Source organism: Paenibacillus sp. J31R109 (assembly GCF_059692055.1).
This window is the reverse complement of sequence record NZ_JCAUAR010000032.1, coordinates 25,648-42,639: the sequence shown is the minus strand read 5'-3', so window position 1 is coordinate 42,639 and position 16,992 is coordinate 25,648. Positions and strand designations below refer to the sequence as shown.

Annotated in this window: 12 protein-coding genes; 1 reads left to right on the top strand and 11 read right to left on the bottom strand. The window is 41.2% G+C overall.

The features are described 5' to 3' along the window. Window positions 1-627 precede the first annotated feature (627 nt). The 10 genes from AC58QT_RS34660 to AC58QT_RS34615 all read right to left on the bottom strand — a co-directional run bounded on the left by AC58QT_RS34660 (window position 628) and on the right by AC58QT_RS34615 (window position 14,448). The gene (locus AC58QT_RS34660; RefSeq protein WP_497412911.1) at window positions 628-1,188 is read right to left on the bottom strand and encodes a dihydrofolate reductase family protein; all 561 of its coding nucleotides are present in this window, start codon (window positions 1,186-1,188) and stop codon (window positions 628-630) included. Window positions 1,189-2,342: 1,154 nt separating this feature from the next. Then, window positions 2,343-2,966 (bottom strand): hypothetical protein, encoded by a 624-nt coding sequence (locus AC58QT_RS34655; RefSeq protein ID WP_497412910.1) that lies wholly within the window; start codon window positions 2,964-2,966, stop codon window positions 2,343-2,345. Window positions 2,967-3,625: 659 nt separating this feature from the next. Further along, on the bottom strand, window positions 3,626-4,510 hold the full coding sequence (locus AC58QT_RS34650; RefSeq protein WP_497412912.1) for a carbohydrate ABC transporter permease: 885 nt from the start codon (window positions 4,508-4,510) through the stop codon (window positions 3,626-3,628). Between the two features lie 18 nt (window positions 4,511-4,528). Then, on the bottom strand, window positions 4,529-5,419 hold the full coding sequence (locus AC58QT_RS34645) for an ABC transporter permease (RefSeq protein ID WP_497412909.1): 891 nt from the start codon (window positions 5,417-5,419) through the stop codon (window positions 4,529-4,531). 65 nt (window positions 5,420-5,484) lie between these two features. After that, window positions 5,485-7,158 (bottom strand): extracellular solute-binding protein, encoded by a 1,674-nt coding sequence (locus AC58QT_RS34640; RefSeq protein ID WP_497412908.1) that lies wholly within the window; start codon window positions 7,156-7,158, stop codon window positions 5,485-5,487. A 163-nt stretch (window positions 7,159-7,321) separates the two neighbouring features. Next, a complete protein-coding gene (locus AC58QT_RS34635) occupies window positions 7,322-8,674 on the bottom strand; it encodes a response regulator (RefSeq protein ID WP_497412907.1) in 1,353 nt (450 codons plus the stop codon). 4 nt (window positions 8,675-8,678) lie between these two features. After that, the gene (locus tag AC58QT_RS34630; protein ID WP_497412906.1) at window positions 8,679-10,409 is read right to left on the bottom strand and encodes a sensor histidine kinase; all 1,731 of its coding nucleotides are present in this window, start codon (window positions 10,407-10,409) and stop codon (window positions 8,679-8,681) included. Window positions 10,410-11,450: 1,041 nt separating this feature from the next. Next, window positions 11,451-12,422 carry an oxidoreductase gene (locus tag AC58QT_RS34625; protein WP_497412905.1) on the bottom strand — a complete coding sequence of 324 codons (972 nt, stop codon included), beginning with the start codon at window positions 12,420-12,422 and terminating at the stop codon, window positions 11,451-11,453. A 2-nt stretch (window positions 12,423-12,424) separates the two neighbouring features. Further along, complete coding sequence (locus AC58QT_RS34620; RefSeq protein ID WP_497412904.1) at window positions 12,425-12,805, bottom strand: MerR family transcriptional regulator; 381 nt, start codon at window positions 12,803-12,805, stop codon at window positions 12,425-12,427. A gap of 776 nt (window positions 12,806-13,581) precedes the next feature. Next, window positions 13,582-14,448, bottom strand: coding sequence for a helix-turn-helix transcriptional regulator (locus AC58QT_RS34615; RefSeq protein ID WP_497412903.1), 867 nt, complete (start codon window positions 14,446-14,448; stop codon window positions 13,582-13,584). 151 nt (window positions 14,449-14,599) lie between these two features. Between AC58QT_RS34615 and AC58QT_RS34610 the strand changes: the two genes are divergently transcribed. Beyond that, on the top strand, window positions 14,600-15,865 hold the full coding sequence (locus AC58QT_RS34610) for a TolB family protein (protein WP_497412902.1): 1,266 nt from the start codon (window positions 14,600-14,602) through the stop codon (window positions 15,863-15,865). A 104-nt stretch (window positions 15,866-15,969) separates the two neighbouring features. Here AC58QT_RS34610 and AC58QT_RS34605 read toward each other — a convergent pair whose 3' ends face one another. Beyond that, window positions 15,970-16,989 (bottom strand): SGNH/GDSL hydrolase family protein, encoded by a 1,020-nt coding sequence (locus AC58QT_RS34605; protein ID WP_497412901.1) that lies wholly within the window; start codon window positions 16,987-16,989, stop codon window positions 15,970-15,972. Between the last annotated feature and the right edge of the window lie 3 nt (window positions 16,990-16,992).

Genomic DNA, 16,992 nt, shown 5'->3' with positions numbered 1-16,992 from the left:
AAATTCATTTCGGCAAATGCCTTATTGCAACCGTTTCGGGTAACAGCCCTTCTTGCAACGTCCCTTGCTTTCCAAGTCCCTTACAGCCTAGCTTTTTTTTTTTTTTTTTTTCTGAACTTAGGTGCTTCCTCTAAGCCTGTGAGATTGATGCCACCATTGTTAGGCATAGCGTATTTCATAGGGAAAAGTTTTACTTTACGCCACTCACCCCATCGTTTGATGGTACATACGTTTCCGCATGCTCTAACTTTAGACCTGTACATTCGGAAGTTCGCCAGTTCGCTTCTGTGCGAGCATTCTCACCATATTCAGTTTTCAGCCGCGCGACATATCCGTTGGCATACCTTTTTTCTTTTTTTTTTTTTCAAAATGGCTCTAGCCTTCGTTCTGTCGAATCTACCTGTACTTCACACCTCATGTTCTGTTAAACGTGACGCGCGCAGGAGTATTGGCGGGATGGTTTCGGGATACATGGTTCCGTCGTTCCCATCCTCGGTTGTAAAGTTAAGATTACTGATGTAATCTCCTGCTTTTCACACTGTTGGTGCTTATAGCAGAACTTGTCGTACTGTCCCGTTAGTTCAATAATGAAAGGCGCTCATAACATCTGGCTCACTAGCGTCGCAGTTAGACGATCACACGGTAGTGAAGATGAATAACACCGCCTTGGAAGCGGCGCTCACCGAGCAGCTCGAGCCTCATTCTGAGGTTGTCCGGCAATGCTCGCTTCCCTCCACCCAAGACTATCGGATTAAGAAGAAGATGAAACTCGTCAATTAGTCCCGCGCTCATCGCCTGCCCGGCAAGCTCGGGGCCGCCAATCATAATGTCGGCTGCAGAAGACTCCTTAAGACTTTGGATCACATCAGCATCGAATTCGCGCTCTATCCTGGTGCTGGCGCTTGACACCGACTGAAGCGTCCGGGAATATACAATCTTCTCAGCCGCTCGCCAGGTCTGCGCGAATTCCTGCTTTATCTCCGGTTGATCGCTTCCCGTGCCAGCAGTCTCCCAGTACACCATGTTCTCGTAGAGTCGACGCCCGTATAGATAGGTGCCGATCGACCGTAGGAAGCCAGTCCAGAACGCATACGTCTCGTCATTGGATATCCCCCAATCGAAATTGCCATGCTCGTCCTCAATGTACCAGTCCAAAGATATGTTATTAACGTAGATCAGTTTAGCCATTTCAATAAATCCCTCCAATTTTCAGTTTCATACGAGACCCAGGCGTACCCTTCTGAATTTGAACAAAGAAACATTCACTTTTATTTTATATTAACACATTTTGGAAGTATTCTGCCCGTTAGTGTAATGAAGTCAGTCGAATCATTCGTTAGATTTACTTCATAATGATTGTATGTTCTAATCCCGGTGCTTAAGCAATAGTCATTAGTAAAATGAGTTCGCTACTTCAATCCAAGAACCTATACCACATCTCGTTTTACGGGACATAAGAGTGAATGGAGTCCTACAAAGTAAACCATAAAAATGTTTTGTTCTGCTACTGTGGAGAACATATCATTTTCATGTCCTCCTTCGGAAATCTGTGCAACTTCTTGTCTTTCGAAAAGGACAAGTAGTTGTATCCATAAAAATAAAAAACCGCGTAAACCGCGGCTTCTTATACATATATGTTCTTGTCCTCCTACACTTAACGCATTCTTAATGCCTCTTCGATTAAACAATATATGTTCTATTCGTCCACAATAAAAAAATAAGTTTATAAGCGCATCAGCGCTTTTCTCTAAAAAATGACAAAAATTCTATTTACCGCGCTTAGCCTCTTTTAAACTAAAAAAACACACCGCACACTTACTAGGATGTGTTTTAGAATTTAGAAACCCTTGTTGGGGGTTATGATGTGCGGCGGCTATTCTCTGATATAACAATTGCGGTAAGAAATGAAATTTGGAATATTATTATTATACCAAGGATAACAGACTCATCAGGTTCAGGGTCCATTATTGCACTTAATAGCATGCCGAGAATAAATGAGGATATGATATTGATAATAAAGTAAAAAATAATCATGTGAACTTTTACTTTCTTGCTTTTTGAGTTATTCAATTACAATCCCTCCCCTACACAAGTAAAAATAATGATACGTGAAAGTTCAATTAATTAAAAGAACTTCCTCGTATCATTTATCATTCAATATTACCAGTTAAGTACGATTACATAATCTTTCGTTTCTACGTCCCATTCAAGCTGAATAGCGAATCCTACCGCTCCACTAGAATCAACCCCGAACTCCACCCCACCAATACCAAGTGTAGTATGACCATACCTAAACAAAACATTTGATGTGCCACCGCTTGAGGCAGTGTAGACATACTGATCTACATAACCTTTGTGGTAATAGTTCCCTGCTTGTAAATCGAATTCAGCCCCAACGCCAGCCCCAAACTAAAGTCAGCTGGTACATAGGCTTCGTCATATAAAGTCCAGGTGCTTGAAGTGGTCGGTCGCGTATAAAATTTGCTTGAATGTTGATTCACTGTGCCACTTCCATTTGTTGGAAGATAAAATTGATTAGTCACAGGATAGCCGATACTTAGGCCATCAGTGAATTTATTATATGGATTTATATTCCAAATGAATTGAGTCCAAAGATAGATTTTCTTTTGACCTGGTATATCACTTGTTACCGTAAAACCTACTCCACCCATTGTAAGGTCACTATCAGATATAGATTGGGTACCAACTACTCCTTTATTATTGGTATCAAATTTATAAGTTTTTAGTCCATTTCCACCGATTTTTTTAGCATCTTCCTTTATTAATCGTTTTAAAATATCCACAGGCATGAAGTTTATTTCTTCTTCTGTTAGTCCAACTACATCAACAAGAACGCTGTGTTCAAGAACGGATAATTTTTCATTATCGATTTTATTGTCTGATGCCATAGCTGTTGGAGTTACAAGTAGCAATAAAGAAATAAAAATGAATATAAATTTCTTCAAATCATTACCTCCATATTTAGGAAATTGTAGCAGCGCTGCATCACAAGAAATACTATATGTATAAATACCATAATATGGAATATTTATTAAGAATCAAAATGTAATCGTTATGCGACAATCTTCGGCAATGTCCCTGGGCTCAGAATGACAATAACTTGATACGATAACTAAAAAAGCCCGCGGTTTATGCGGACTTCATTCGGACAATGTTCTTGTCAAGCGACTTTTTTGAAGTAATGCTAATGACCTGTGGTAATCAACTTTAACCTTTGATTCAGAGCAATTTAAGATTTTGGCAGTTTCTTTTATCAACAACTCGTTAAGTCTCCATACAATCAAACAAGATAAATTTTATATCTTTCAGTTTTCTAACACTCCTTAATATTTAGAATCTGAAACCACCTTCTTCAGGCGAAAACTTCCAACATTAAATCCGAACAACCATTAAGTGCCTTGTGATCCTATAATGGGAACCTCAACAATTGTTGTTTCCTCATACCTTGTGCCAATTACCTTAAATTACTTATATAACAGACAATTAATTACGGAATTCTGCCCGTTCGGAGTGAAGGGCTACCACGTCGGCAGCCCTTCAGATGTTTAGCTATCGTTCACCTATTCCCCAATCATTGGTTTGTACCGATTTTAGACTAAACATTTTAGCCTTTGACGGAACCAAGCGTTATTCCTTTAACAAAGTATTTTTGGAAAAACGGATAAATCATCAATAGTGGAAGCATGGAAATGAAAATTTTCGCCGCATTCAACGTCTGGTTGGATAAGGTTGTCATTCTCTTGGCGGATTCCGCGTCCATTTTGGAAGGGTCAATAACGAGCGCTACTTGCCGAATATAAGACTGCAGAGGGTAATTCTCATTCTTCGTCATTAATACGAGAGCTTGAAAAAATTCATTCCAATGTCCAACAATGGTAAACACCAGAATCGTCGCCAGCACAGGCGTTGATAAAGGTAAAAATATGCCGAACAGAATGCGCCATGGCCCCGCGCCATCCATCAGAGCGGATTCTTCCATTTCCTTCGGCAAGTTCCGGAAGTAATTCATGACCAGTATGACATTAAAAACAGGTAAGCCGCCTCCAAGCACAAGACCCCAAATACTATTAATCATACCGAGGCTTTTCATCGTCATATACCACGGAATCAACCCGCCGCTAAATAGCATGCAAAAAATTAGAAGCCACATGATGACATTTCGCGGTTTAAAATCTTTCGATGTTTTGGACAGCGGATAGGCCATTAATAAAACGACGAAGAATGTAATGACGGTTGCATAGAGTACACGCTGAACGGAAATAAAGAACGATCTAAAAAATTGCTCGTCATTTATAATGGTTAAGTACGAGCCAAATGTAAAACCTTGAGGCCAAAGAAACACGTGCCCTGCAGCTACAGCCGCTTTATCGCTCAGGGAGACCACTAATGTGTACCAAACGGGTAAAATACAAAGGAGCGTAATCAATACAAGAAGCAGTACATTAACACCATTTCCTATCCTAGAAAGAAATGAGCGTTCTTCAATCATCATCATCACATCTTTCTATTAGAAAATTCGATAATTCGCAAAGCGGTATGCCAATCCGTACGAGATGGATATCAAGACTAGACCGACAACGGATTTAAGAAGTCCAACTGCTGTAGCCAATCCATATTGCATATCAAGTAAGCCTGCCCGATAGACCCACGTATCAATAATGTCACCTGTCGAATATACGGTCGGATTATAGAGATTGAATATTTGATCGAACCCGGCATTTAGAATGTTTCCCAAGCTTAATGTGCCAAGCAGAATAACAACCGGTAATATACTCGGAAGCGTAATGCTGATCAGCCGTTTAAACTGGGAAGCCCCATCTATGGCTGCGGCTTCGTACATTTCAGGGTTAATGGACGTCAGTGCCGCGAAAAAAATAATGGCGGCAAAACCAAATTCCTTCCAAATATCACTTGCGACTACGAGACCAGGGAAAATATTAGCATTTGCAAAGAACAGAATGGGGTCTACACCAAAACCAGACAACATCTGATTGATTGGACCCGTCAGAGAGAAAATATCCAGCATGATGCCAGCAATGATGACCCACGATAAAAAGTGAGGCAAATACACAATCGTTTGAACCGAACGGCTGAATAACCTGTTTTTCACTTCATTTAACATAAGAGCAAATACTAAGGGAACGATCAAGTTACCAATCATTTTCATTACAGCAATAAAAATCGTATTCTGAAATATCTGTTTACTATCATCAAGTTCGAACATATAACGGAAATTTTCCAATCCGATCCAAGATGATTTCCATAAGCCAATGCCTGGGTTAAAATCTTTAAATGCAATCAGTATTCCATACATTGGGAGTAGATTACAAAAGAAAAGCCATAACAATCCAGGCAGAAGCATGAGGTAGTAATGCTTGTACACTCCTCGTTTTAGCATGTCAATCTCCCCTTCATAAATCGAACAAGACGAGTGAGCAAGGCACCCGTCTTGTTCATCTATTTTTATTTCAACTCATTTACTTCCTTCGTGATCTGGTCGCCGCCTTGTTCATTCCATTTTTTCACGAATGAATCAAACTCATCGATTGGAGCGCTTCCCATAATGATTTTCAGGAAAGTCTCGTCTTCGATCTTCTTCAAGTTTGCCCATCTAGATTGCATCGTTTTCGTTTGGGCAGTTGCAAGGCTTTTCACCCAATTGATTTTGGGAAGAGCATCAACGAATGCAGATCCACCGTTCAAATGCGCATACAGGTGTGTGAAGAACTCATCATTTTGGTTCCAATTTGCAATGTCATAGTTGTCAAAAGGCTCTTTCTTAACAGCTTTGACACGAGAAGCAAGTTCAAAAGCAAACCCGTAGTTCAGTTTATCAACTTCCTCTAGCTTCATCTCGCCCTTCAGAACCTTCTGGCTGGAATTGACCGCATATTGCAATTGATCACCATGACCCATGATGAGGAACAAAGGAATTTCTTGGGAAGTCATTTCTTTACCGACAGCTGTTTTATAACTAGGATCTTTTTCATTTACATGGATATTAAGCATTTTCATAACAGCTTCAGGATGTTTATATCCCTTTTTCACAACGATAAACGAACTGCCTGTTGCTTGATTGGAGTTAAATTTCCCCGATGCGTCCAATGGTGCCGCATATGGCCGCCAGTTAGCTTTCGGATCGTTCTTGATTGAATCCGTCAAATTGTATGGAGACCACCATGGTCCGAAGAAAATTCCTGTTTTCCCGCTTGAGATGACCTCTTGTGTGCTTTTGCGGAGACCCATTTCCTTATCCAGGATTCCTTTCGCATACCAATCGCGCATTGTGGCTAACGATTGTTTAGTCTCAGGCAGGGTGGAACCGTATACCGCATTACCGTCTTTATTTTTGACCCAGATACCTGGGTAAGCGTTATTAGCAAAGAACAACGGCGAGAAATTTAAATAATGGTCTCCGGAAGTAAGGAAGTTCGAATACAGAGCCCCTCCCTGTTGTGTACCAACGATGCCAAGCGTGTTGTCTCCACCCATTTTGTTGTCTATAAATGCTTTCGCAATGTTCTCAAGATCTTTCAGTGTTTTAGGCGGCTGCAGCCCTAGCTTGTCGAGCCAGTCCTTCCGGATCCAGGTCATCGGCGCCGAAGGCAGCGTAGTTTCTGGAAGTGCATACAACTTGCCGTCAAAGGTCACGCCATCCAGTAGTCCCGGGTTTGAATCGTAGATTTTTTTCAATCTTTCGGTTCCATACTTCTTATACACTTCCGATAAATCGGCCAATTGTCCTGCCTTCACCATTTGCCTTAATTGGGATTCATTAACCAACATGGCATCCGGCAGATCATTGCTGGCGATAGCCAAGCTTACTTTTTGACTGTAATCTGTATTTGATGCTTCCCACGCATGTGTGACAGCAATGTTATACGTATCTTTCATCCATCGTGTGTAAATGTTGCTTTCTGCCGTATCGCTGCCCCCATACTTATAATTCGGGTCAATTCCTCTACCTATTGCAACTTGCACAGGCTCTGGGAATTTGGCCATGAGATCCACTTTTACCTCGGCATCTTTGCTTGTTGGACTGCTGCTTGGATTCGTACTTTCGTTTTTATCGGCACAAGCACTTAAACTTGTGGTTACAAGCAGCCCAGCTACTATTGTCATTAAAATCTTTTTCATTGCTCTTCCCCCTCTAACGATTCGTCTTTACAATCTCATTTTATCATTGAACACATCATCTCAAGTTAGATGACCATTTCTAATCAGGTTGACAAATACACAAAAATAGAAAAAACGCCCGAAAAATTTCTACCTCTTTTTCGGACGAATGTCTACCCTATTATTATTTTTTTTGTCTATAATCGCTTGGCAGCACGCCAACCTGATCTCGGAATAAACGGCTGAAATATTTTTCATCATTGTAACCGACCTGTTCCGCAATCCATTGTATCGTTTTTGTTGTATTTTTCAAATATTCCTTTGCTCTCTCCATGCGTATATACCGAATATAATCGGTGTAGTTTTGTCCTGCGATCTGTTTGAAACACTGGCTAAAATAGCTGTTGCTCATATTGACCATCTTCGCCATTTCTCCAGCGCTGACAGGCTGATCCATCATTTGTTGTGCCAAATTCATCGCCTTCGCAATGCTGTTCTGAATCTCAATAGAATATTGAGGCTTTGAATTTGCTTGTCGTATCGTTTCCCTTGAAGCTCTTAACCATGCTTCAAATTGAACCCAACTGGAGAAGAAATCTTCCACTACTATGGGGTTAGAAAGAATTTGATAATAAAGTCGGTTCCATTCATCCGTTAAGCTAAAGAAAATTCTAGTCAATCGAATAGGTTGAAGCTTCATTAATCTTAGCTCTTGCATCCTATGTTCAAAAAAGTGATCGTCCAATATCCATTCTGAGGATAACCATCTTTGCTTCACCGTATTCATTTCATAACCCATTTCATCATTTCCCCTACTCAGTAGGATTCCGCTGTTAACGAACTGAATGGGCAGGGAAGGATCATAATCATAAAACAAATCGTTCTTTCGATAGACCCGAAGAAGCCGTAGAAGCGATTTTCGGTCCATATCTTTCAGATCCTTAAAGCAAATAAGCGCATAATTCGGATTGGGCTCGACTGGATTCGACATCATGTCCGTCCAATACCATACGCCAACATCGGCCTCAACCGCTTCTTTAGGCAGGGAAATAACCGACTTCAAATCATCGCTTTGTTGATGTAATGCGTATAATACAAACAACTCATCCACGCGGCCAATTTCATACAGTTGGCTAGGGGGGACATTTAACGAATCCTTCTTAACCATGAGTGAAGCAATTCTACGCAATACATCTTCAAACTGCTCTTTCTCCAACTGGGTTTTCGCAATATAATCAATGGCTCCCAGTCGAAGTGCCTCCTGCACATATTCAAAATCCTGATGCAGCGTCAAAACCACAGTCTGAATATGCGGATGTCTTTGCCGTACTTCTCTCATTAATTCGATTCCAGACATAACAGGCATAGACAAGTCTGTAAGCAATAAATCAACCCTGTTGGATTCCATAAATTGCAGGGCATTCTCCCCATTATTGGCCTCACCTGCAACAACCATTCCGAAATCCTGCCAGGGCATGAAGGAGACCAGCCCTTTACGAACGATCTTCTCATCGTCTACAATCAGCACGCGAATCATCGTTTTAATTACCTCCTGAAACAGGAACGCGCAGAGAAACGACCGTCCCTTTTCCAATCTCGCTTTTAATGTCGAATCTTGACTTTTCCCCGTAGTTTGCTTCTAGGATACGCTTCACATACTTCATGCCGATTCCCATGCCTACTTTCTGACTTTCCATCGTATCATCTTGCAGCAGCTGATCGATCCTATCTTGCGACATCCCAGCGCCATTATCTTGGATAGTAATCTCAAGCTCATCGTTTAATTGGATGGCTACATGAATGTATCCATCATCGCTAACACCATGATAAAGGGCATTCTCTACCAAAGGCTGCAGAATAAATCGGGGGATTGATAACGCCATCGCATCGTCATCTACATCAATGTCGACATCGAATTGGAAATCATATCGGATTTTTTGCAGCTGCAGATACTCCTTTAAAGCTTGAATCTCACCGCCGATGGTCGTTGCTTCACCCATTTTACCCAGATTATAATTCAATAGCTTATTTAAGGAGAGCACTAGTTTATCTATTTCTTCCTGCCCATTCATCATAGCCAGCCAATGGACGGTATCCAACGTATTCATAAGGAAATGCGGATTAATTTGATAGAGCAGCTTCTCAACCTCTAAATCCGCTCTCCGCTTTTCTTTCTGTTCAATTTCCCCATATAATTCCCATATTTTCTTTTTCATGTTACGAATTTGATAGAGCAAATAATCAAATTCCGGTATAAACGTTAAATCTGTGCGTTCCTCGGAATTAGACTGAATAAAGGACTTAATTTCCGTATTGAACTTGTCCAGAGGTTTATATAACATTTTCCACAATAACCAGGCCATCAGTACCGCTGCTAAAACGAAAATCAAGAAGATACTGGTCATTTGGAATATCCATTGATTCTTCTCCTGATTCAATACATTTTTGGGAAGAATCGAAACGATGCTCCAACCTTGATTACTTGTTTCTTTATACCAAACGTATTGACCATAAGTACCTGATTCGTCCTCTGGGCTAAAATCGGGAAATAAACTATTTTCATGGAAATTTTGGTTATCTTGACTAAAAGCAATTCTTCCGTCATTATCCAGAATAACTAGCCGCCGCGATTTATTTTGCTGGCTTTCAGAAGCAAATAAACTTTTGGTGGCGTTAAAGCCTGTCTCAATATATAAATAAACATTTTGTTCAGGTAAATTTACTTTCCTCATTGTGCTAAATACCAACTGATTAATGGACCTGTTGTAGCTTTTGTGAGGACCATAGTAAGTAATTTCCGGATATTTAGACATAACTGGAAGCTGTTCCGGATTAAATTGATCCCTGACTACAAAATTCTCGAAATCGTACGAACCCTGATCCGGGTAGTAATACATCGTTAAACCTACATTCGGATTGGAGAAAGTAATCACGTTCAGTTCACTCTTAATCTCATTACGAAGTCTTATCAGCTCATAGGGGTCGGTCTCATGCTGCAGCTGTTCAGACAACCTATTAGTCCCACCGCCAAAAGCGATCTGTTGGGAAACATGATTTAAGTTATTCAATGTGTTTTCCATTGCCAACAATTCCTGCTTTAAGCTGCTCTGGATGGAGCTTTCTACTTTATTGGTAATAATCGAATTAATCGTGTAGAGAGATACAACTCCAAGACATATAAAAGGAATTAGAATACTGAGGAGAAAAATGGAAATAATTCTTTTCTTAAAAGTGACCTGTTTGAAGCGAGCTGCTACTGAGTTTAGATTCATGAGTCTCCTCCGTTCAAAAAAGATATTACCATGGATCACCATTTTTAACTAGAACCCACTAAACGATATAATAGGTGGTGTTATGACTAATGACTTCCTCCATACATACAAGAAAATAAATAGGCGTTCACGGGATGATGATGGGTGATTGTGTTCGATGACAAATAGTTTTGAAGCGCAAGAAGCCAGCAAACTCAAGGGCTCAAGGGTTTGCTGGCTTTTCTTATAAAATTGATTTGCAATTTAAGTTTTGAAGTGGTGTCTTTCAGCGACCTAATTCTTCAAGATCCGACGGAAATTGAGTATCTTGAATGCCTTTAAACAAATGACCATCACTTTCAACAAATTTCTTTTAATTTCTGTCTATGAACTAGTTAAAAATAGAACTTCCATAAAATTGGAAGTTCTATTTTTATTTCTTTGCTTATTATATTAACCTATCCTTTAGTAATACATCTAACTATTTATAGGTGATTTTTAATACTGGATATTTCAAAAAAATGAAATGGTCAGAACTATCGTTGATAAGGTACATGCGGACATTAAAGTTATTATTTTTCCTTTGTTTTTCTCTTCTGAAGATTTTACAAGTTCTCGGGATACCGCAATCCATGTAACAATAGATACGATGGCTGCTATTAAAAGCAACATATTATCTCCCCCTGTTTAAAAATTTCACATACGTTATTTCATTAAAATAAGAAGCAAGAATTATATCGTGAAATTAGATAACCTAAGTGTAGCATATCTTCTGTAATTTGTATTAGATTTCCTTTAATAATCAAGTCTTTCATAGTGATTTCGTTTCTCTAGTGCTGGAAAGCTATCCGCAAGCTTTTAATGTTATTTGTACTGTTTTTTTGATGTTCCACTCCAAAAGTAAACCCGTTCTAGTTGAACTGTTTGCCCGTTTTTTTTTAAATCAAAAAGAACTGCCACTATCAGCTTACTTAACAAACGTTATTCGTTAGCGAAATAACACTTGTTACGTCGTTAGTTTGATTAAATCTCGGACATTTTTCAATCTTCAAACATAACTTCTTAATCCGTAAATTTTATGCGGGTCAACTTCTCGCTAATTTGCCAAAGTCGTTCCGCAAATTCCGGATCAATCGCCCAAGGAAATACACCTGTTAACTTTTGACTCAATCCTTGTGGAGCTTCTGCCGTAATGACTTCGGCAATATCAACATCTAAGCAGAAAACGCCTCCTTTGCCCTCAAGTTGAGGACTGGTTGCGCACCACACGCTAGTAGCAGCACCCTGCGCAGTTGTCTTTAGTTCTCCAGTTGCTGCAGCCCTTTCCTCTTCTGACATAAAACGCACTAAATCGGTCATAATTCTTCCTGGATGTACAGAAAACGCTCGGATACCGTGCGCTTGACCGCGCTTGTCCAGTGCAACGGCAAAAAGCGCGTTAGCAGATTTGGACTGGCCATAGGCCTTCCATTTATCGTATTCCCTGTGTTCAAAATTTGGATCCTCAAAATCAACGCCACCGAAGCGGATACCTGTTGACGAAACAGAAACTACCCGCGCGTTTTTTGCCTTTTTCAAGGCCGGCCATAGTAGTAACGTTAACTGAAAGTGACCCAAATGATTGGTTGCAAATTGGGATTCGCAACCGCGTGCGTCACGTTCTAAGGGAGGAGCCATGATACCGGCATTATTAATAAGGATATCCAGCGACCGTCCAGAGTCCAGAAACTTCTGCGCAAATGCCTCGATTGAAGCTGGATCGATCAGATCCAACTCTTCTAGCTCAACTCTTGGGATGCCTGCAACCGATGTCAGAGCTTTATCTGGTGTACGTGCGGGTACAATGACTGTTGCACCAGCCTCAGCCAGGGCACGGGTTGTTTCAAGTCCAACGCCTGAGTACCCGCCAGTTACGATGACGATTTTCCCATTCAAATCATAGCCTTCAAGTACTTTCCGTGCTGTTGTTTGGGAACCAAAGCCCGAATGGATTGGTTCTTGAGGTGTAATTTGATAGTTGGTATCTTCTTTCATGTTCATTCTCCTCCTAGTCTGGATTTCTTCATTAGGTCCTTAAAATGATCAAGCTTATAATTCATTAATTCCAACGTTGCCTTTATTTCCACCATTTGCGATTCAATTTCGAGTTTATGCTTATAAAGTACGTCATAGCATTTCTCATAATTTTGAACAGTTGCCAAGGACATGTAATGTTTAATTTCGCTTAACGGCATGCTGGTTCGTTTGAGATGTGAAATAAAAACTAGACGTTCGAGATGAATTGTGCCATATTCCCTCTGTCCGTTTTCCTTTCGCTTCGTCGGCGGTAGTAGGCCAATCTTTACATAATACCGTATCGTGTCGTAACTGAGTCCTGACTTTTCCGAAATCTCTGCGATTGAAAATGTAAGCTCCAACTTCTGCCTCCTCTCTAATCCCCCTTAAGCTGTTCTTTTTCAACCGTATCGGTATCTTAAGATATGGAGTTTACTCCATGTCAACATATTTTTCGGATGAGAGCGTTTTTCTCGACGATGATAAAACGGTTATGCGTCAGGAGATCACAATGAAATATGAAATATCAAATATCATTACAATAGAAGGAAAGCTCATTATTACTGGATAGTTTATCCGACTGAAGTTGAGTTATTCTGCCCTTCGTATTCGTCATCTCATTTTAAAAAAAGCGTCCACCCAAGTGAGTGAACGCTAAGAAGAACTAACCAAATTTTTATTCACTACTTCTAAACCTTATTTGTTACTTTAGAACTTTATTTGTTACTTCAAAACTTATTTGTTACCTGATATCTATCCTTATTTGGCAATAAGATAAGCCTATCTACTCTCTTGTTGGCTGACAAATTGGTTTTGAGATGAAGTAATCCAGCAAACACACGGATTTGCTGGATTTTCCGTAAAATTATTATGACAAATAAAGTTTTGAAATGGATTTTGGAGCAAATTGTCTGAATTACAAATTAGTTTTAAAATACGAATAACAAATTAAACTTAATCCGTAACCCCCGCTTCAATCGATTTCCCATCATTTGTCTAAATAAAAATAGTCGGATCCTTTTAGCAACAATTTCTCGCGGCAACGTTTGTCAAGCATACAAATCAGTGTCAATATTCAGAAACTTGTATGATGAAACTACAACATTTAATTCAGATATAACCTGCCTTTAGAAGTCACTTAAAGACAATTATTAGTATCGTCAAAAAAAATCCCATTCCGAATGCCTGAAATCTCCCGAGCAATCCACTGCCCGGGTGTAATTCCTTCTACTTCCTTAAATACGCGTGTGAAATGATGCACCGTTTTGAACCCTACCGTTTGCGCAATATGCTTAATACTGCAGTCTGAATATGCCATCCATTCCTTGGCCCGCTGAATCCGGACTTCCTTCAGAAAAGCTGCGATTGTAAGACCTTTGTAATCTTTGAAAAGCTGGCACATATAACTTGGGCTATATCCAAGCTTCTTGGACATTTCCGTAATCGTCCAATCCTGATCCGAATGCTCCAAGATCCATTGCTCTGCTTTTTCCGCTGCTGTGGCATTGGCATTGGAAACTCGAGGTGCCAAGGAACGAGCCTCCAAAACGTTTGATTGTGCTTCATTTTCCAAGTGCTCAGCAGCCCGTGTCAATACATAGAGTAGCTCAGCCAGATGAAGAGCTGCCAACTCTCGAAAATAACTTTGTCTTTGCAGCCCCTCGCTGCGTACAAGTTCAAGAAGCCGCGCTACCTCTTTATTGCGAATGCGCATCTGCGCAGGTATTTGCCCTGTAGCGCTTTCAAGTTCTTCCGATACAATCTGAAATTTGATGTCCAAGGTTTTCACATGATCAATGGCTGTCAATCCATGCAATTGATTCGGTTTTATAAAGAAAATAGTGTCAGGCTCCAGCTCGAATATGACGTCTTCACATTGAAATACTCCGCTGCCGCTAGCAATCCAAAAAATTTGATGAAAGGCATGCTGATGCAGATTCCTATTTTCGCCTTTTTCGTAATCATAACGCGCCGTCCACAATAGATGAATCCCAAAGTTACTCATGCCTTCCCCCTCCTTATGTCTCTGTAATCGGTATTATATCGTAATCTGAGGTAAAAATGTCATAATCTCAGACAAAGAAGAACACTGCCGTATTTTATATACTTTAGGAAGGAAAGTTGACTTCGTATTTACGAAAAGGAGAACAAGCCATATGCGGATTAGCGAGAAATTCCCACGATACACCGAGTACAATCCAAGCGTGCCTGTCTGGTGCGTAACACCTGGAGACGGAGGCGGATTGCATCGTTTCTTTGACACCTCTCCGGTCAGTCCATCTGGCCAGTATCTAGCCGTACTCCGTATGCCCGATAATGACCGTGTCAATATGCCCGGCGAAGCCGCCGATGTTGTTCTTGTTGATTTGCATACCGCTGAAGAGAAGGTTATTGCACAGACTTTCGGTTGGGAGTATCAATTAGGGGCCAATATTAATTGGGGCGCAGATGATCATTCCCTCTATTTTAACAACGTAGACATATCGAACTGGGAACCCTATATTGTTTGTATTGACCCACTTACTGGTGTGACAAGAAAATTGGAGGGCTCTATTTACCGCATATCTCCAGACGGAAATCAAATCATTTGTGCCAATACAGTTACCATGCGACGGACTCAGAACGGATACGGGGTCGTCATTCCTGACGAACGAGTCGCGCGAAATTTCGGATTCCGTGCTGACGACGGTTTGTTTATGACCGATACAAAGACAGGTAAGCGAACGCTAGTCATCTCAATCCGGGAGATTTTTGAACGTGCTGTTCCCCACATAGACAAAGAAAAATACGAGCATGGCGAATGTTATGGGTTCCATTGTAAGTTTAATCCTCAGGGGAACCGGCTGATCTTTACAATGCGCTGGTACCATTCCCAGGAAACTCAGCCCTGGAATCAGATCAAGCAGCATCTTGACTTTTGGGTGCTGACAATGAAGCCGGATGGAACCGATGTATGTGTTGCGGTAGGCCCTGAGCAATGGGAAAAAGGCGGCCATCATATTAACTGGTTTCCAGATGGCGAGCACCTCTCCATGAACTTGGCCATTTATGGAGACAAACAGATGAAGCTTGTCCGTGTCCGATACGATGGAACAAATTTGTGTACGATCATCGATGAAATACCTGGTTCCGGTCATCCGACCGTTCATCCGAACGGCCGTCACATACTAACAGATACGTATGCCGGAGAGTCAACTTCATTTGGAGACGGCACCATACCGCTGCGCTGGATTGATCTTCAGACACACTCCGAGCAGACGCTAGTAAGGATAAATGTCGCTCATCCCGCTTCGAACCTCAACGGCTCACTTCGCGTAGATGCTCATCCCGCTTGGGCTCCTGATCATCGCCATATTGTGTTTAATGGATATGTTAACGGAGCACGGCGAGTATTTATTGCTGATTTAGGCGATGTGATGTAACTAAAGTACTCGCTAACACTAGTCTGCACAAAGGAAATAGCTTGCCGATTCATCGGCAAGCTATTTTGACATATTATTATGCTTCATGTTGTAAGTCGTAATCTTTATTTTTCTAATATAGGACCAAGCATTCTACTTAGATTTCCCCCCATAAGTTCATGCCCATAATCCGAGGGATGAATGAGATCACAAGTGAGTCCCGCGAAGTCGGTCAAAATTTCATTGCCTTCCAGCAGATAAAGTTTGGGGTACTTGCTACTAGCGACAATCTCACGAAGAATGGCGTTGAATGCTGCCTGATTCTGGCCAACTGTAGTTCCTTTGGTGTCATATGTAGACGCGTTTAGGAATACAGTTATGACCACAACAGGCTTATTCGGATGCTTCGAACACATGGCTTGAATCAAATATTCCGCACGTTCCCGAAATTGCTCTGGCGAATAAGAGTTCCTCATATTCACACCAATCTCCAGCGTAGCAATATCCCAGTCGGTTCGCGAAGCTAAGTAGTCGGCTACCTGCTGCTCGCACATGCAGGCACCACTTAGCCCCATGTTCAAAACATCAATGCCTAATCGTTGTGCAGCCTTATGCACATAAGCATTGTAATTATGCACGGCGGAACTTCCGTGAGTTATCGAAGAACCATAAGCGATCCAGCGAACAGCGGGCACCTCATCTGACAACGGCGGACGAACGGAATCGTTGAATACCTCAATTCCGTGAAACCTCACTGCATAGCGTCCCGTGATGACGCGCCATACTTGTGGTGCAAAGCGCTTCTTTGTGATGGCATCAAGATTTACTTTGCTAGTGTCTAGCCGCTGTACGAGATGCAAGGTGTGCTGTACACCGCTTCTCAGCGTATGAAGAGAATGGTAAAAGTCACCCTGGTAGACTATAACCTCTCCATCACCTTCAACAGCTGTTAAAGATATACGAACATTCTGGGAATCCGTAACAAACCTCATTTCGCATCCGCTGGCCTGTTGTGAAACGAAGCCTCCACGTTCGCTCATCGCTTCACGAACTGCCTTCGGATAACGTTGTAGTGTCAAGCCATGTATAAGCTTGTTTTCCTCCGCCTCTGCAACATTATGAAGTTCAATAGATTCAAACTGCATCGT